Here is a 16791-nt window from a genome sequence, read left to right on the forward strand (position 1 = left end):
AGTCATGATCGATTATTTTATCAATGCGTTCAAGCACCTTACCCGGAAAAAAATGCGGTCGTTTTTAACGATTTTTGGAATTGCAGTCGGTGTGATGTCGGTTGTTCTGATTTCCATTATCAGCCATATCGGAAAGACAGCAGTGAATGAGGAGCTTTCAGATCTGGGTGCAAACGGAATTCTAATCAGCGCAAACAGCAAGAAAAAGCAGGTAGAGCTGACGGAATCACAGCTTAGCTGGCTGAGGAAAAGCAGTGTAGTGGATACAGCGACGCCGCTGATGGTAACCTACAGTACAGTAAAGCTGAAACAGGGCGCGGATGACTGCGTGATCTGGGGCGTGGATCAGAGCGTATCCGACCTGATTCGGGTTGAGGTGATTCATGGCAGGCTCTTAAATGACAATGACGTCGCGACGATGGCTCAGGTCTGTCTGGTGGACGAAAGCTATGCGCAAAGCATCTATCAGAGGTCCAATATCGTCGGCAAGGAATTGAAAATCCTGATTAACGGAGTGTACCGTCCGTTTGAGGTAGTAGGGGTGATTAAATCCGGCGGGAATCTCTTGCAAAGCCTGATGGGGGATGTGGTGCCCTGCTTCACCTATGTCCCGTACACCACCATGCAGACGCTTTCGGAACAAACCAACCTCGGACAGATCATGGTCAAGACCTCCGGCAACAGCCAAATGGCCACAGAGAAACTGACCGCCGGGCTTGATGATGTTTACGGTGTAAAGGAAGCGGTCAAGGCACAGGATTTAAACAGTCAGATGGAAATGATTGAATCGATGATGGGAATGGTGACTGCGGTGCTGACTGTAATTGCAGGAATCTCCCTGATGGTGTCCGGACTGTCCATCATGACTGTTATGCTGGTTTCTGTCAGTGAACGGACGCGGGAAATCGGAATCAAAAAATCGATCGGGGCCACAAAGGGGATGATCCTTGCGGAATTTTTAATAGAATCCGGTTTGGTAACTCTGATCGGCTCCGTAATCGGGGCGGCGGTAGGAATTCTGGTCGCACTGCTGGGCTGTACGGTGATCGGAATTCAGCCGGTGATCCCGTTCCAGACAGTGATTGGATGCATCCTTTTTGCAGTCTTGATCGGGATCGTATTCGGGGTATATCCTGCTATGAAGGCAGCCTCTCTCAAGCCGGTAGACGCGCTGCGGCACGAGATCATATAAAAGGAAAAGGAACGTGTTAAAAAGCACGTTCCTTTTCCTTTAGATTCCTTTTGCCAGCCGTATCACGATAGTGGTGAGGTCGTCATGCGGAGTCAGTTCTTCCTCGGCGGCCTTGTTGATTTCCTCCGCCAGTTCTTCGCAGGACAGCTCCTGCCCATGGCGGAGCATGGATAAGATTTCTGGTTCGGGAAGCTCTACAATTCCATCCGACGCTAAGAGGATGGTATCGTTTTCTTTTAACAGCAGGGTTTTGTGGTCAAAGGACACGCCCTGCAGAATTCCTACAGGCAGGGAATGGGTCTCTACCTTGGCGACATTGCCGCCCATGACGGCGAAGGAAGCGGCGGAGCCCGCTTTGTAGAAATCCGCCTGCCCTGTATAAAGATCAAGCTTGAGAATATCAATGGTTGACAGGGACTCCTCCGCAGATTTGATCTGCAAAGAAGAATTGACAAACTTCAGGATCGAATCCATTCCAAGTCCCGCTTTAATCAGCTTTAGGATAATCCCGCAGGTCATCGTGCTGTCCAGAGCCGCGCGTTTCCCGCTTCCCATTCCGTCGCTCAGGATAAAATAGGCGTTTCCCTTGTTATCCAGGAAGTGCTCATAGCTATCCCCGCAGACGGTGTCACGCTGGTTGGTTGCCTGGCGGATTCCGTATTCCAGTGTAAAGGCGGCGGTTTCATAGAAGGAAATTCTTACGCGGTTGCTGATTTTAGAAACAGACGGCGCGGCGAAGTCCCTTTTTAATGCTGTTTTCAGGTAGGCGCGGAGCTCTTCTAAATCGATTTGTACGCCGGCTAGGGTGTAGATTTCCACCTCCATCCGGTCAAACTGGTTAACGGCACAAAAAACCGACTGCGGTTCTACAGCAAGCTCTGTGAAAATAGACCGTACCATCTGCGCGTCATCGGGCGCCGGCGCTTCAATGGCAGAGATTTCTTCACTTACCTCCCAGAGCATCTGGGAAACACCGGAGAGCTGTTCGATGGCGAAGTTTCGTACTTCCTCCGCCTTTCGGTTGACCGAGTCGCGGGTGAGATTTTCGCGGTAAACCTCCTCCATCTTTTGTAAGAGAGAGGCAGACCGGCAGCAATTGAGCTGCCGGAAGGATTTTAAATGGTCTTCTGTAGCAGTCAAGCCGTTTTTATAAAGGCTGAATAGTTTCTGGAAGGCATCAGCCGTCTCGTTGTAATGGTTATCCCAGCAGGTTAAACGCATCGGGCAGCTCTGGCAAACCTGAGAGGCCGTTTTGTTGCAGACGATGGAAAAGTCAGCCCGGTCGGAAGCACGCAGACCCTTGGAGACACGCACCAGGGAATTTTGTAAGTCCTGGATAGTTTCCGCGGCAAATTCCAGCCTGTGCTCAATATGGCTGCGGATCCCAAAATCCTGTTCTTCCTGGATGACAGCGGTGTTGAAATAGGAGAAGAGACGTTCCGGGATAGAGAGGTATAATCCCGCTGCGATCAGCATACACATGAGATAGAACAGCATGTCCAGGCTGATCCCGATCACAAAGGCTGAGAAAACAGCGCAGGCGAGGAATACGGCGATCTGTCCGAATTTTCCAATAATACGGAAGAGCCCGGCTAAAAATCCGGACACGAGAAGTACTGCGCTGATCGGAAGAAAATCGACGCTGTAAAGGCAGAGGGAAATCGCAAGGATGATTCCGCCCACTGCGGCCCCGTTCAGTCCGAAATGAGTTACTGTAACAAAAAGGCAGAGCGTCCCAAATATGATGCCAAGATTGAACCCATAGAGCTTTACCCCGCACAGTCCAATTACAGCAATCATCAGGAGAATGCCAAGAGAAGCAATTTCAATTTTACTGTATTGAGAAAGGGCATCGTGACGAAAGACTGCCGAAGTCGCTAAATACAGGAAGCAGCTAATCCCGCCGGCAATGACGCTTTCGCAGATCCGCAGCACCAAATCGGATGAGGAGTAATCCAATACGAAGAACCCGGCCAGGCTGACCATCAAAAACGCCAGAAAAGAAATAGCTGCGCTGGAGGCGAGACCTTCCCGAAAACGAGTGCGCTGAAGGATGATTTTCAGTCCCAGGGCAGTGCCTAGGATGAAAAGGTAAATCATGTTTGTCTCATCCAGCCCCAGAGTCAAATAGCCAAGCAGGGAGCCAACCGCAGTGATGACAGAATATTTTAGCGGTAAACAGGCGGTCAGAGCAACGGCAAAGGGCGCGATCCCGCCTAATATTTTAGATTGCGGAAGGAAAAAAGAGAGCGCTGCGATGATAGCCGCGCGGAACATAACCTGTTTTCCCTGGCGGGACACAGTCGGTTTGGTACGAGAATGAATTGCCTGTGTTTTCATAATGATTTTGCCTCCCTGATGTAAAGCTTGTTATTTTGGCAACTACCATTATATGGCTTGTCCATTGTAAAAATTGTCAGAAAGGCAAGGCGTTTTTGGTAATAAATGGGAGAAAAAGAGGAAGGCCGCCAGTATTTTGGCAGCCTTCCTCTGATAATTCGATTTAGTTGTTTTCAATGAAATATTTTTGGATGGAGACATCCTCGACATATTCCTGTTTCAAAGCTGTGAGCTTTGCATAATGAGCGGTTTTCCCATGCGCTAGCTGGGCCTGCTCATTTTCCCACAGCTCTGTCAGGAAAAGATCGCATTCAGAATCTATCGGCAATGAGCATTCATATTTTAGATTGCCTTTTTCATTCTGCGAGGAGACTAGAATTTTCTCTTCCAGAAAGCGGGCAAGAAATTCTTCCCGTTTGCCCTCCTTGATTCGGTAACGGACTAATATTACGAGCTGTGACTGCTCTGTCATGGCTAATCTTCCTTTCCCATAAGCTTGGAGCTGGTTTTTAAACAAGTATAATTTGAAGCGGTCATGATCCTTTTACTGCACCGTCTCTGTTTCTGGATTTATGCCTCCTGCGCGGCAGTCAAACGAGAAATACCGTCCTTGATTCGCTCGATGGTGGTTTCCTTTCCGAGGATTTCAGCAAGGTCGATCCCGCCGCCAGGGGTAAACTGTTTTCCGGAAATGGCAGTCCGCAGCGGCCAGAGGACGACTCCATTTTTTACACCGAGCTTCCCGATTAGCTCAAAGCAAGCCTCGTGAATTGTATCAAGATTCCAGTTTTCGTTTGGAATATTTTCCAAAACAGGCAGCAGCTCTGTCAGCGCCATGAGAGAATTTTCGAGATTGGTTTTCATTTTTTTATGGCAGTACATCTGGAGGTCATAATCCGGCAACGCATCGATAAAATCGACCTGGTCCGGAATATCGGTAAAGAGCTCCGTCCGAGGCTGAAGCATTTCGCAAAGGGTTTTCATATCGACGTCTTCCCGCTTGCAGGTCTGGCGGATGTATGGCATTGCTTTTTCCATAAACTCATCCAGGCTTAATTTTCGGATATAAGCGCCGTTGATTGCTTTCAGTTTCTGTGTATCAAAGATTGCCGGCGATTTGGAAATGCCGCCTACATCAAATTCCTGGCAGAGCTCCTCAAGGGTAAAGATTTCATTTTCACCCTTTGGCGCCCAGCCAAGCAGGGCAATGTAGTTGATTACAGCTTCTGTTAAATACCCCTTGGCGATCAAATCCTCAAAGGAAGCGTCGCCGTTTCTTTTGGAGAGCTTGTGGGTAGAATCCTTCATAACCGGGGAACAGTGAATATAGGTTGGGATTTTCCATCCGAATGCCTCGTATAGGAGGTTGTATTTCGGGGTAGAGGAGAGGTATTCATTCCCACGGATTACATGGGTGATTCCCATGGTATGGTCGTCCACAACATTCGCGAAGTTATAGGTCGGCATTCCGTCAGTCTTAATCAGAATCTGATCGTCCAGCGTGGAGTTTTCTACGGTGATCGTACCAAAAACCTCGTCATAAAACGATGTGGTGCCTTCCCGCGGCATCTTCTGCCGGATGACATACGGGATTCCTGCGTCAAGCTTTTCCTGGATTTCTTCCGGGGAGAGGTCGCGGCAGTGTCCGTCATATTTCGGCGCAATTCCGGAGGCCTGCTGGATTTCCCGCAGCTCCGTCAGACGATCCTTATCGCAGAAGCAGTAATAGGCATGCCCGCTTTTGACGAGCTGCTCTGCGTACTCCTTGAACATTCCCATCCGTTCGCTTTGGATATACGGGCCAACCGGGCCGCCGATATCCGGACCTTCGTCCCAGACCAATCCGGTCTGGCGCAGGGTGTTATAAATAATATCCACAGCGCCTTCCACATAGCGCTCCTGGTCTGTGTCTTCAATTCTCAAAATAAAGGTGCCGTTGTTTTTTTTCGCCAGCAGATAAGCATATAACGCAGTCCGCAGGTTCCCAACATGCATATATCCGGTTGGGCTGGGGGCGAAACGTGTTCTGACAGTATCAAAAGTCATAAACCTTAGTTTCCTTTCTCTTTTAACTCAATCTGTGTAACAGATACCAATATCATATTTTATCATTCCCTGAAAGGGTTTGTCAATAACTGTTTATAGCTTTAATCCCGTCCATTTTCCCTGCCGGAAACGGATCATGACTAAAACCAGCCGGGTAAACTGGTCGATCACCAGCGAATACCATGCACCGACAAGCCCAAGCCCAAACGGATAGCACAAAACATAGGTGATCAGCGGACGGAAGATTGCAATGCTGATCAGGGAAACCATGGCGGTGTATTTGGTGTCCCCGGCGCCCCGCAGGCTCCCCGAGGTTACCACCTGGCAGATCTGGGCATGGATGCTAAAGGCCATGATAATCATCAAAACCGCGCCTTGCTCAATGATAGATTGGTCGGTGGTGAACAATCCGACGATGCCTTTCCGGCCAATAACAAAGATAATGACGAGGATCGTCGCGATAACCATCCCGATCCGCTGGTTGACGGCGACTACAATTTTTGCGAGATCCGGCCGTTTGGCGCCGAGGCGCTGTCCTACCAGTGAGGCGGATGCGATCTGTAATCCATCTCCGAAGCCAAAGGAGATGCTTAAAACGTTCATGCAGATTTGATGGGTTGCAAAGGCGATGGTTCCGAGGCTGGAGACAATTTTTACATAGGTGAAGAAGCCAAAGCGCATGCAGAGCTGTTCCACCAGGGCGCTTAGGCCTACATTCCAGACACCGCGCATGGTTTCCTTGTCTGGAAACCATGAAGTTTTGGAGCGAAGGATGTTGAGGAAACCCTGCCGATGCGTGATCGAAAGGATGGCGAGAGTCAGGGAAACAGAATCGCCGATTACCGTCGCAATAGCCGCTCCGCGCACCCCAAGCTTCGGGAAAATCCAAACGCCGTTGATCAAGAAGAAATTAAAGATGATGTTAACAACATTGGCGCTTAAGTTGGTTTGCATAGAGATTTTTGTATTTCCAACTCCGCGCTGCGCCCCATTGATGGTCACGCTGATCCCGTTAAAGAATACACTGACCATAATGATGCGGAAATAGCCGACAGAATCCTCTATTATGTCCGGCCCCGCGCCCGCGAACTGCAAAAACGGCCGGGCGAATACCGCGCCTAATACTGCAAGCACAGCCGCCATACAGGTGCAGACCAAAAGGCACTGCTTCAGGCAGCGGTTGGCGCTTTCCTGGTCATCCGCACCCTTAAAACGGGACACAACAGCAGTAACGCCGACATTAAAGGAAAGGATTGCTGCCAAAACCACAAACCGGGGCTGGGCGGTTATCCCGACTGCGGAGATAGATTCCGGCCCGAGGACGCCCACCATCATGGTGTCCACCAGAGAAATCATGTTGATCAGCACAGATTCCAGGACAGAAGGCCAGGCTATGTGAAATGCATCCCGGTATAATTGGGACGGCGGCGGTATTTCACCCACTGCTTCGGCTGGCTTTACCACGTTGGCACAGCCAAAAAACCGCCGCGCGAGCTGCTTTATCATGATGACATGAAACCTCTTTTCTCAGAAAGTGATGAAGAAAGACAGCCCGAAAGAAAGGGGAATGCTTCTTCCGGACTGTAAGCTATTCGGCTGTTAAAAGATGCAGTATTGCTCCATATATTGTTCCATCCGGGATAGGATGTCCTTGTCGTATCCTTCTGCCTGTAAAAATGCATGGATATCTTCGACGGTGACAATCGGATGCACCTGGATGCCGAATTCATCGTAGACTTCCATGACGGCCGTTTTTCCGGCATTCTGCCCGACTTCACAGCGGTTGACGGAGATGAACATATCCGGTACTGTTACCTTGGCGCATCCGGTCAGAACCGGCATGGTTTCACGGATTGCCGTCCCGGCGGTGATTACATCCTCAATGATGATAACCCGGTCGCCGTCCACCGGCTTGTAACCGACAAGACTTCCTCCCTCTCCATGGTCTTTTACCTCTTTCCGGTTAAAGAAATACGGCTTGTCAATCCCATGGTCTCTTGCCAGGGAAGCGGCTGCGGCGGTCGCAAGCGGGATGCCCTTATAGGCCGGGCCGAACATTGCGTCAAACTGGTCGGAACAGGTTTCTTTGATCAGGTTTGCATAAAACCTGCCGAGGGTCGCAATCTGCGCCCCGGTCTTATAGTTGCCGGTGTTGACAAAATAAGGGGTCAGCCGCCCGCTCTTTGTCTTGAATTCGCCGAAACGAAGGACATCGGCGCTCATCATAAAGGTAATAAATTCTTTTTTTGCAGAAGTCAGCATCGGTATCGTTCCTCTCTTTATTTGTTTCTGGTAATCTTTTCATTTTATGATTTTATTATAGCGCAAAACTGCAGGCAGTTCAACTCTCCTTTCGATAAGGCTTTAGTCCTTCCAGGGAAAAGGAAGGGATAAAGCTTTCGCTCGCCGCGCTGCCCTCCTGCAGAAATCCCTCCGTAACCCCATATTCCTTCATCCATTCCTGGGCAGCAAGGTATTCCGCTTCGCTGATTGTCTGCGAAAGGGTTGGATGCCCGGAGACAGCCTGAGTCGGCGTATACTGGCTCATCAGGCTGAACAGCACCTGTCTGCCGAAGTATTCGCCGACAGCATGAATTACCTCTTTGGTATCCGCAAGACAGCCGGGCAGGATCAGATGGCGGACAATCACCCCTTTGCGCATCCGCCCATCCTTCTCAAATTTGGGCAGACCGACCTGACGGATCATTTCCTGAATTGCTTTGACAGCGATAGAAAAGTATCCCGGCGCGTTGGAGTACGTCTGTGCCAGCTCATCCGAGAAATATTTGAGATCAGGCAGGTAAATATCAACCAGTCCGTCGAGCATGCGCAGGGTTTCAGCCGATTCATACCCGCTGGAATTATAGACTACCGGCAGGTAAAGCCCCTGCTTCCGGGCTAGGGACAGCGCTTCGATGATCTGCGGCACATAATGGGTCGGTGTGACGAGATTGATATTCAGCGCGCCCTGCTCCTGCAGGGACAGAAAAATGGAAGCAAGCTCTGTTTCAGTTAATGGAATTCCAAAGCCGCCGCAGCTGATTTCGTAGTTTTGGCAGTAAACGCAGCGCAGAGTGCAGTGGGAGAAAAAAACAGTTCCGGAGCCTGATTCTCCGGATAAGCAGGGCTCTTCCCAGTAATGAAGAGCAGCCCGCGCCGCCTTAATCTCAGCACCGGCTTTGCAGAAGCCGTGTTCACCGCCCAGCCGGTTTGCGCCGCAGCTTCTGGGACAAAGACGGCAGACTGTCAGGAGACGTTTTGTGTCCTCATTCATTTGTTTCATCCTTTCCGGTTTCCCGGTAGAGATAGGCGCGTCCCTCTTTGCAGCACATCGTGATAATTCCCAGGGAGCGGAGCAGGGCGATCCCGCAGCCGGCTCCGCGCTCGGATACTTTGGCGGCTTTCCGGAATTCTTTGGCAGTAAAGGGCGCGGGAAGTCCCGGCGGCAGCAGCAGCCGGAAATCGTCGGCCTCAGAGAGAAAATATTCTGCGGCGATCTGCTCGGGAACCCGGTCACAGCGGCTGGAACCTCTTTTTCTGTCCCGGCTCCAGCCGTTCAGATAGCGATATTCCGCCATGTCGATCATCATCAGGCGGATGGTCAGGTTTTGGCTGGGCAGGATGGTGCGGAGCTTATAAAGCTCCCGAAACGAGTCATAGGGCAGCCCGGTTTTGGGAGAGCGCCGCGCCTTGGTCACCTCCCCGGTATCCGGATCGATCCAGGAAACAGTTTTCCGGCAGGGCAGGGGATATACGACAGTAACCGGGCCTGTCTGCAATAAGCCGGGAAGCTTTTTCAGCAGACGGTCAAGAGAGCGGGTCTGGATTTCTATGATGCCGTCCGCGTTTTTGATGTCCGCGACAAATCCGCCTACCGGGATTTCATGACATCGGGAGTCCGGTTCTATGTAGTGCTTTAAGACCGCGTGAAGCGTCTTTTCGCCAAGCGTACCGATCCCACCGGAATCGGGAGTTTGTCCGGTGATTGCTTCGCAGACAGAGGCAAAGCGCAGATTATCCATGAATCAAAAACTCCTCCAGGTCAGCGGCTGACTCTGCCAGATATACATGCGGGTAAGCGGCAAGCTCTTCTTCTCCACCGAATCCATATAGGACTCCGCAGAATGGGAGGCCGGCAAGCTGCGCGCCCTCGGCGTCGTGCTTCCGGTCTCCGATCATCAAGGTGGAGGAAAGGTCGGTAATCTGTTGCTGCTCCAGCACATAGCGGATCACATCAATTTTTTCTTTCCGTGTTCCATCGAAGAGACTGCCTGCAATAAAATCAAAATAGGGAGTGAGCTTAAAATAATCAAGCACTCTGCGGACAAATACCTCCGGTTTCGCGGAAGCAGTACAGATGGTAAAACCAGCCCGATGAAGGGACTCCAGCATTTCAGCGGCTCCGTCATAGAGCTTGTTTTCATAAATTCCGGTTTCCCGAAACCGCTCCCGGTATTTTTCTACTGCGAGCAGGGCAGTTTCATGATCCATGTGATAAAATTCTGTAAAAGAATCATAAAGGGAAGGCCCGATAAAGCATTTCAGCTCTGTCAGGTCATCCACCTCGATTCCGAAGTGAGAGAGCGCATACTGAACGCTTTTGGTAATTCCTTCAAACGAGTCGGTCAGCGTTCCATCCAAATCAAACAGCAATGTGCGGTATTTCATATCGGCTGATTCCTTTCCAAGTTTGAATATAGGCTAAGCCAGGCAAAGCTGTAGGGAAACCCAGTCGTTTTCCTGCTTTTTACCGGTGATACGCAGGCCGGCCTGTTCCATAGCGGCAGTGACGTCTCCGAACCGGTCTTCGATAATTCCGGAGACGATCAGGATGGTATCCGGCCGCATGAACCGGGTGACCGTTTGGCTCAGGCGGATCAGCACGTCCGCGACAATATTGGCGCAGATCACATCAAAGGTACCGTTCACCTGCTCGGTCAGGTCGCCGCAATAAAGCCTGATCCGGTCGCCAACGCCGTTTAAATCGGCGTTTTCCTGCGCGATTTTGACAGCGAGCTCGTCGATGTCCACCCCGACTGCGGATTCTGCACCCAGCAGGAGCGCGGTGGTAGCCAAAATCCCGCTGCCCGTCCCGATATCCAACACGCTGCTGTCCGGGGTAATGGCCTCTTCCAGGAACTGCATGCACAGGCGGGTGGTTTCGTGCGTCCCGGTTCCGAACGCCATGCCGGGGTCTAACGTAACCCGGATATCGCCGTCATCCAGCTCGCATTCCTCCCAGCAGGGGCAGACAACCAGATGTTTCCCGATCCGGACAGGATGGTAATACTTTTTCCAGGCGGTTTCCCAATCCTCTTCTTTGATCTGTTCGCTTTCAAAGGCAAGCCTTCCGAAATCAATCTCCGGCGCCTCGTTTCTCAGGGCCTCAATCCCATTGCGGATTCCGCCCAGCATTTCCAATCCCTGCAGATTGTCGGGAATATAAAACACAATGGCGGTTTCACATTCCTTCAATTTCATCAGCTCATCATCGATGTAGTCCCAGTGGACAGTGGTATCCTCCAGAAAATCGTTAAAATCCTCTGCGTCCTCAATCATTAATCCGCGCAGACCGTGCGAAATCAGATATCCTGAAACAATCTCAATAGCCGGAGTCGCTGTATAGAGCTTAATCTGTGTCCATTCCATACGTTTTTCCTTCCTTCATAAAGTCCTTCTGATTTTATTGTATCATAAAAATCCGGATTTTGCACGGGTGAAATATAGCCGGCATGTTGGGCGGCGGCGGAATACGCGCTTGACTTTATGGCGCCGCTGACTTAAAATAGGAATATGTATATTAGACGGAGGTTATGGGTATGCTGAAAAATAGCGAAAAAACGATGGAAAAAATTGTCGCGCTCTGCAAAGGCAGGGGCTTTGTTTATCCGGGCAGCGAGATTTATGGGGGATTGTCTAATACCTGGGATTACGGCCCGCTTGGCGTTGAGTTTAAAAATAATGTAAAAAAGGCATGGTGGCAAAAATTTGTGCAGGAATCCCGCTATAACGTCGGGCTGGACGCAGCGATCCTGATGAATCCGCAGGCATGGGTGGCTTCCGGGCATGTCGGGGGATTTTCCGACCCGCTGATGGACTGCAAAGAATGCAAGACCCGCCACCGCGCGGACCAGCTCATTGAAGACCAAACCGGGGAAAATCCGGCAGGCTGGACTGACGCACAGATGATGGAATTCATCAAGGAAAAGGGAGTGACCTGCCCGAACTGCGGAAAAACCAATTTTACCGATATCCGGAAATTTAACCTGATGTTTAAAACCTATCAGGGTGTAACAGAGGATGCAAAGAATGAAATTTACCTTCGTCCGGAAACCGCGCAGGGGATTTTTGTAAACTTTTCCAATATTCAGCGGACTACCCGGAAAAAACTGCCGTTTGGGGTCTGCCAGGTCGGGAAATCCTTCCGGAATGAGATTACCCCCGGAAACTTTACCTTCCGTACCCGTGAATTTGAACAGATGGAGATGGAATTCTTCTGCAAGCCGGGAACTGATCTGGAATGGTTTGCTTATTGGAAGGATACCTGTAAAAACTGGCTGCTTTCCCTGGGAATCAAAGAAGAGAATATCAAGCTGCGCGACCACGAGCAGGAAGAACTTTCCCACTATTCCAACGCGACCACTGATATTGAATTTATGTTCCCGTTTGGCTGGGGCGAGCTGTGGGGAATTGCCGACCGGACTGATTTTGACTTAAAACAGCATATCAGCCATTCTTCTAAGAGCCTTGATTATTTTGATCCGGAAACCAACGAGCGGTATGTGCCGTATGTCGTGGAACCGTCTCTGGGTGCTGACCGCGTTGCGCTTGCTTTCCTGTGCGAGGCGTATGACGAGGAGCAGATCGATGAAAAGGATACCCGTGTGGTAATGCATCTGCATCCTGCGCTGGCTCCGTTTAAGGCTTGCGTCCTCCCGCTTTCTAAAAAGCTGTCTGAGCAGGCGCTGGAAGTGTATGATAAGCTCTCAAGGTATTTCCGCGTTGATTATGACGAAGCGGGTTCTATTGGGAAACGGTACCGCCGTCAGGATGAGATCGGAACGCCGTTCTGCATCACCTTTGACTTTGATTCCCTTGAGGATGGCTGCGTCACAATCCGTGACCGCGATACCATGGAACAGGAACGGGTTAAGGTTGATGAATTGATACACTATATCTCTAAGCGCTTAAAATTTTAAATGAAGATCCCTGCGGAAAGAATCCGCAGGGATCTTTTGCTTATTGCAGGAATAATTTTAAAAGCCGGGCTTATTTTTCCAGATACAGGCCGTTACTGTCCTGCATTTTTCCGGTTGCAATCATAATCAGGTCGACAATCCAGCCGATACCAAACAGGCCATAGGTGAATAGATACAGTACGCCCATCCCGATTTTACCAATATAGAACCGGTGTATCCCAAAGTATCCCAGAAACAGGCAAAGGAAGAATGCCGTCCATTTGCTTTTTGGGCTGGCTGCCGGTGTTGGCTGGCTGTATGGAGCGGCGGTCGGCTGCTGTGCAGTATGATAAATCGGCGCCGTATTTTGCTGGAATCCGGTGTTGAAGCTCGCTGGATCGGAAGCGCCGGTATGCTCTGCCGCCTGGCCGCAGTAGGGGCAGACGCCGCCGTCAAACGGAGCTCCGCAGTTATCGCATTTTTTCATAAGGAACCTCCTGTATTGCTCTTATCTATTAATAGTATCATAAAAATATCTGAAAAACAATTTATTTTTCACCCCTTTTTCTGTAAAAACATAGTATAAAGCAGGAAAATGATTTATTTTTGAAAAAGGGGAGTTTGTGATGAATGATCTGATGCTGTCGTTTTTAATTGGGCTGGCCATTTTCGGCGTTGTGGAGCTGATCGCCTGTCTCTGCCGTTTTGCTTTCAGCAGGCAAAAACAGGACGAAGCGGTGATTGTCATGCCGCTGAAGGGGGAGCTTCCGGATTTAGAGTTTTCGGTTCGGCGGATCAGGCATGAGCAGAACTGGCGCTACCGGTCAGATTGCCGGGTTTTTCTTGTTGATCTCGGTATGAGCCAGGAAAGCAGGAGGATTGCGGAAATTCTGGTGCAGGATATCGACGGCGTTTATCTCTGCAAACAGGAAGAGCTGCTGGGAAAGATTCGGGAAAACATTTGTTTGCAAAGCAGGTAAAAATATACTATAATAAAACTACGATTCTGCAAAGAAAGGACGCGGTTCACAAGGGAACCGAAACAGGGTATGGCGGAGAAAGAACTGATTAACCTTTGCGGCAGTGTGGAGCACATTGTTTTCGCGAACAAGGAAAACGGGTTTGCGGTCATTGAGGTGGCAACTGGAGATGAGCTCGTCTGCGCAGTAGGGAATATTCCCGATGTACAGGAGGGGACAGAACTGAGCATGATGGGGTATTATACCACCCATGCGACCTATGGATACCAGTTCCGTGTGGAAACCTGCGAACAGAAAATGCCTGCAACCGAGAATGCAATCTGCAAATATCTGGCTTCCGGGACGATCAAGGGAATCGGCCCGGCGATTGCACGGCGGATTGTGGAACGGTTCGGAAAGGATACCCTTCAGATTATGGAAGAACAGCCGGAACGTCTGGCGGAGGTGAAAGGCATCACGCTGAAAAAGAGCCGGGAGCTGGCGGAAGAGGTGCGGCAGGTTTTTGGTGTACGGAATCTGATGATCTTCCTTTCCGCTTACGGTGTCCCGCCTGCGATGAGCGTGAAGGTCTGGAAAAAATGGGGCGTTTTGTCTGCGGAGCTGCTCCGTGAAAATCCTTATCTGCTCTGCGGGAGCCTGTTCCAGCTCGATTTTTCCCTGGCAGACCGCATTGCGGAGGATCAGAACATTCCCCGGGACAGCGAGCTTCGTATCTCTGCAGGGCTGGGCTGTATCCTGGTACATAATATTGGTAACGGGCATACCTGCCTGCCCTGTTCAAAGCTTTATCAGGCTGCGGAAAAGCTGCTGGAGCTTCCGGCCCAAACCATTGAGGAAAAACTGGAAACGATTGTACGGCAGGGAGATCTTGTACGGCTGCGGAAGAAAAAGGAATATCTTGCCCTGCCGGAGCTTTTTGCGGCGGAGCAATATATCGCGTCCCGAATATCGCTGATGGTGAGCGTACCGCCGATGGAAGCGCCGCAAATCGACTTCGTGATCCGTCAGGTTGAGGAAGAAAAAAAGCTGCGGTATGAGGATTTGCAGAAGAAGGCGATCCGGGAAGCTCTGATGAATGAAATTTTTATCCTGACCGGTGGTCCCGGTACCGGGAAAACCACTACGCTGAACGGAATTATTGACGTATTGGAATACTGCGGGAAGGATATTGCAATCGCCGCGCCGACCGGTCGTGCGGCAAAACGGATCAGCGAGGTGACCGGACGGGAAGCCAAAACCATCCACCGCCTGCTGGAGGTAGAGATGGGGGACGGGAATCCCCGTTTTGCCAAGAATGAACAGGAGCCGCTTTTAAATGACGCGGTGGTCATCGATGAAATGTCGATGGTGGATGTCCTGCTGTTCGACGCGCTGCTGCGCGCCATGAAGCCGGGAGCAAAGCTGATCCTGGTAGGAGACTATAACCAGCTTCCCTCTGTGGGCGCCGGGAATGTCCTGCACGATCTGCTGGCGAGCGAGGTGGTTCCGACGGTACGGCTGGAGCAGATTTTCCGCCAGGCCGCACAGAGCAATATTGTTCTGAACGCGCACCGGATCGTAGAGGGGACAGTACCTGACCTCTCCCGGAAGGACGGGGACTTTTTCTTCCTTCCGCGGCAGAATGCCCCGGCGGTATCGCAGACGGTGATTGACCTGGTCTGCCGCAGATTGCCTAACCGGTATCAGTATTCCCCGCTGGACGACATCCAGGTGCTCTGCCCGCAAAGGCGCGGGGAACTCGGCGTAGAAGAGCTGAACAGCAGACTGCAGGAACAGCTAAACCCGCCGGCACCGGGCAAAACGGAATTTAAGGCCGGGCTTTATACCTACCGTGTCGGAGACAAGGTTATGCAGATCAAGAATAACTATGATATGGAATGGCAGAAGGATACAGAGCGCGGCATGGGTGTTTTTAACGGCGATATCGGGACAATCCGGATGATTGACCGCGGCAGCCAGACCCTTGCGGTGGAATTTGAGGACAGGCTTTCCTATTATCCGTTTGATATGGCAGCCGATCAATTGGAGCTTGCTTATGCCATTACCGTCCATAAAAGCCAGGGAAATGAATTTGAAGCAGTGGTGATTCCCGTGCTGGGCGGATACGACAGGCTTTATTACCGCAATCTTTTATATACGGCGATTACCCGGGCAAAACAAATTGTTATTTTGGTCGGACGGAAAGAGCGGGTTGCTTTTATGGTAAATAACAACCTCAAAGGAATCAGGTTTACTAATCTGAAACACCTGCTGGTAGGGATGGTGGAAGAATTTTGAGAAATGAACATTTCCCGGGAAAGGTGAAGCGGTTTTTGATCCACTCCTTTTTTCCGGCGCGCTGTCCGTTCTGCCGCTGTGTGATCCCTTATGACCGCCACTACTGTGAACACTGCAGAGACTTAGCGGAAAGTCAGGATAGCCGGGTTCTGACAAACTGCCGGGAAAACGGCGGCTTTTTTGACGCGGCTTGTTCTTCTTTTTGCTATAACCAGGATACAGAACGGGCGATTCTCGATTTAAAACGGCAGGATATCGAGCCCGCGGAGCATTTCGGCTGGTTCCAGGCAAGGCTTCTGGAGGAATCCGGACTAGCCGACTTTGATCTTGTAACTGCTGTGCCCATGACCGGAAAGAAAAAGCGCGGGCGCGGATATAACCAGGCGGCGGTGCTTGCGAAGTCGGTCGCATTTTATCTGGAAAAAACCTATCAGGATTTGCTTGAAAAAATAAAAGAAACAAAACCGCAGCATACTTTGTCTGCAACAGAGAGAAAATATAACTTGAAGGATGCATATAAAGTCAAAAATCCGGAGATGATCAAGGGGAAGGATATTTTATTAGTAGACGATGTGCTGACGACAGGCTCGACTGTTAACGAATGCGCGAAAACCCTGATGAGGGCCGGCGCAAACCGAGTGATTGTATCAACAGCTTGTTATGCTGTCCAAAAGAAAGGCGCAGCCTCCGGACAGCACCTTGAAAAAGGGATATAACCTGTGTTATAATAAAAAATAAGATTGAACAGGGACTGTGTGCAAGAGTATTTTTCCTGCTC

The 16791-nt window shown here is 50.5% G+C and carries 15 protein-coding genes; 5 read left to right on the plus strand and 10 right to left on the minus strand.

The window, feature by feature from the left end; genetic code table 11:
• Window positions 1-4: 4 nt before the first annotated feature.
• On the plus strand, window positions 5-1192 hold the full coding sequence (locus CZ360_RS07920; protein WP_077533610.1) for an ABC transporter permease: 1188 nt from the start codon (window positions 5-7) through the stop codon (window positions 1190-1192).
• A 39-nt stretch (window positions 1193-1231) separates the two neighbouring features.
• Here CZ360_RS07920 and CZ360_RS07925 read toward each other — a convergent pair whose 3' ends face one another.
• The 9 genes from CZ360_RS07925 to prmA form a co-directional block, all read right to left on the minus strand.
• Window positions 1232-3532, minus strand: coding sequence for a SpoIIE family protein phosphatase (locus CZ360_RS07925; protein WP_077533611.1), 2301 nt, complete (start codon window positions 3530-3532; stop codon window positions 1232-1234).
• A 163-nt stretch (window positions 3533-3695) separates the two neighbouring features.
• Entirely contained in the window at window positions 3696-4004 is a 309-nt protein-coding gene (locus tag CZ360_RS07930; RefSeq protein WP_077533612.1) for a putative quinol monooxygenase, read from the minus strand.
• 98 nt (window positions 4005-4102) lie between these two features.
• Complete coding sequence (gene gltX / locus CZ360_RS07935) at window positions 4103-5578, minus strand: glutamate--tRNA ligase (protein ID WP_077533613.1); 1476 nt, start codon at window positions 5576-5578, stop codon at window positions 4103-4105.
• A gap of 93 nt (window positions 5579-5671) precedes the next feature.
• Window positions 5672-7084 carry an MATE family efflux transporter gene (locus CZ360_RS07940; RefSeq protein ID WP_077533614.1) on the minus strand — a complete coding sequence of 471 codons (1413 nt, stop codon included), beginning with the start codon at window positions 7082-7084 and terminating at the stop codon, window positions 5672-5674.
• 93 nt (window positions 7085-7177) lie between these two features.
• A complete protein-coding gene (pyrE, locus tag CZ360_RS07945; protein WP_077533615.1) occupies window positions 7178-7840 on the minus strand; it encodes an orotate phosphoribosyltransferase in 663 nt (220 codons plus the stop codon).
• 79 nt (window positions 7841-7919) lie between these two features.
• Window positions 7920-8852, minus strand: coding sequence for a radical SAM protein (locus CZ360_RS07950; protein WP_077533616.1), 933 nt, complete (start codon window positions 8850-8852; stop codon window positions 7920-7922).
• Window positions 8845-9600: a DUF8091 domain-containing protein gene (locus tag CZ360_RS07955; RefSeq protein ID WP_229408017.1), complete on the minus strand. Its 756-nt coding sequence runs from the start codon at window positions 9598-9600 to the stop codon at window positions 8845-8847. Before CZ360_RS07955 ends, CZ360_RS07950 begins: the two co-directional genes overlap by 8 nt.
• Window positions 9593-10246, minus strand: a complete 654-nt coding sequence (locus tag CZ360_RS07960) for an HAD-IA family hydrolase (protein WP_077533617.1) — start codon at window positions 10244-10246, stop codon at window positions 9593-9595. The genes CZ360_RS07955 and CZ360_RS07960 overlap by 8 nt, the downstream gene beginning before the upstream one ends.
• 33 nt (window positions 10247-10279) lie before the next feature.
• Window positions 10280-11227, minus strand: coding sequence for a 50S ribosomal protein L11 methyltransferase (gene prmA / locus CZ360_RS07965; protein ID WP_077533618.1), 948 nt, complete (start codon window positions 11225-11227; stop codon window positions 10280-10282).
• 170 nt (window positions 11228-11397) lie between these two features.
• Here prmA and CZ360_RS07970 point away from each other — a divergent pair, with 170 nt between their 5' ends.
• Complete coding sequence (locus tag CZ360_RS07970) at window positions 11398-12777, plus strand: glycine--tRNA ligase (RefSeq protein WP_077533619.1); 1380 nt, start codon at window positions 11398-11400, stop codon at window positions 12775-12777.
• Window positions 12778-12847: 70 nt separating this feature from the next.
• Here the strand turns inward: CZ360_RS07970 and CZ360_RS07975 are convergent, their stop codons facing one another.
• Window positions 12848-13243 carry a TM2 domain-containing protein gene (locus CZ360_RS07975; protein WP_077533620.1) on the minus strand — a complete coding sequence of 132 codons (396 nt, stop codon included), beginning with the start codon at window positions 13241-13243 and terminating at the stop codon, window positions 12848-12850.
• A 139-nt stretch (window positions 13244-13382) separates the two neighbouring features.
• Here CZ360_RS07975 and CZ360_RS07980 point away from each other — a divergent pair, with 139 nt between their 5' ends.
• From CZ360_RS07980 to CZ360_RS07990, 3 genes are all read left to right on the plus strand, one after another.
• Entirely contained in the window at window positions 13383-13736 is a 354-nt protein-coding gene (locus tag CZ360_RS07980; RefSeq protein ID WP_077533621.1) for a hypothetical protein, read from the plus strand.
• Window positions 13737-13805: 69 nt separating this feature from the next.
• Window positions 13806-16013, plus strand: coding sequence for an SF1B family DNA helicase RecD2 (recD2, locus tag CZ360_RS07985; RefSeq protein WP_077533622.1), 2208 nt, complete (start codon window positions 13806-13808; stop codon window positions 16011-16013).
• The gene (locus tag CZ360_RS07990) at window positions 16010-16729 is read left to right on the plus strand and encodes a ComF family protein (protein ID WP_077533623.1); all 720 of its coding nucleotides are present in this window, start codon (window positions 16010-16012) and stop codon (window positions 16727-16729) included. The genes recD2 and CZ360_RS07990 overlap by 4 nt, the downstream gene beginning before the upstream one ends.
• Window positions 16730-16791: the final 62 nt, after the last annotated feature.

Origin of the sequence: Massiliimalia massiliensis (assembly GCF_900155615.1) — a bacterium.
Taxonomy (GTDB): domain Bacteria; phylum Bacillota; class Clostridia; order Oscillospirales; family Ruminococcaceae; genus Massiliimalia; species Massiliimalia massiliensis.

What these genes read in the sequence shown, in the direction of transcription:
- CZ360_RS07920 (WP_077533610.1), top strand. Translation starts at nt 5, where the DNA reads ATGATCGATTATTTTATCAATGCGTTCAAGCACCTTACCCGGAAAAAA.
- CZ360_RS07925 (WP_077533611.1), bottom strand. Translation starts at nt 3,532, where the DNA reads ATGAAAACACAGGCAATTCATTCTCGTACCAAACCGACTGTGTCCCGC.
- CZ360_RS07930 (WP_077533612.1), bottom strand. Translation starts at nt 4,004, where the DNA reads ATGACAGAGCAGTCACAGCTCGTAATATTAGTCCGTTACCGAATCAAG.
- gltX (WP_077533613.1), bottom strand. Translation starts at nt 5,578, where the DNA reads ATGACTTTTGATACTGTCAGAACACGTTTCGCCCCCAGCCCAACCGGA.
- CZ360_RS07940 (WP_077533614.1), bottom strand. Translation starts at nt 7,084, where the DNA reads ATGATAAAGCAGCTCGCGCGGCGGTTTTTTGGCTGTGCCAACGTGGTA.
- pyrE (WP_077533615.1), bottom strand. Translation starts at nt 7,840, where the DNA reads ATGCTGACTTCTGCAAAAAAAGAATTTATTACCTTTATGATGAGCGCC.
- CZ360_RS07950 (WP_077533616.1), bottom strand. Translation starts at nt 8,852, where the DNA reads ATGAATGAGGACACAAAACGTCTCCTGACAGTCTGCCGTCTTTGTCCC.
- CZ360_RS07955 (WP_229408017.1), bottom strand. Translation starts at nt 9,600, where the DNA reads ATGGATAATCTGCGCTTTGCCTCTGTCTGCGAAGCAATCACCGGACAA.
- CZ360_RS07960 (WP_077533617.1), bottom strand. Translation starts at nt 10,246, where the DNA reads ATGAAATACCGCACATTGCTGTTTGATTTGGATGGAACGCTGACCGAC.
- prmA (WP_077533618.1), bottom strand. Translation starts at nt 11,227, where the DNA reads ATGGAATGGACACAGATTAAGCTCTATACAGCGACTCCGGCTATTGAG.
- CZ360_RS07970 (WP_077533619.1), top strand. Translation starts at nt 11,398, where the DNA reads ATGCTGAAAAATAGCGAAAAAACGATGGAAAAAATTGTCGCGCTCTGC.
- CZ360_RS07975 (WP_077533620.1), bottom strand. Translation starts at nt 13,243, where the DNA reads ATGAAAAAATGCGATAACTGCGGAGCTCCGTTTGACGGCGGCGTCTGC.
- CZ360_RS07980 (WP_077533621.1), top strand. Translation starts at nt 13,383, where the DNA reads ATGAATGATCTGATGCTGTCGTTTTTAATTGGGCTGGCCATTTTCGGC.
- recD2 (WP_077533622.1), top strand. Translation starts at nt 13,806, where the DNA reads ATGGCGGAGAAAGAACTGATTAACCTTTGCGGCAGTGTGGAGCACATT.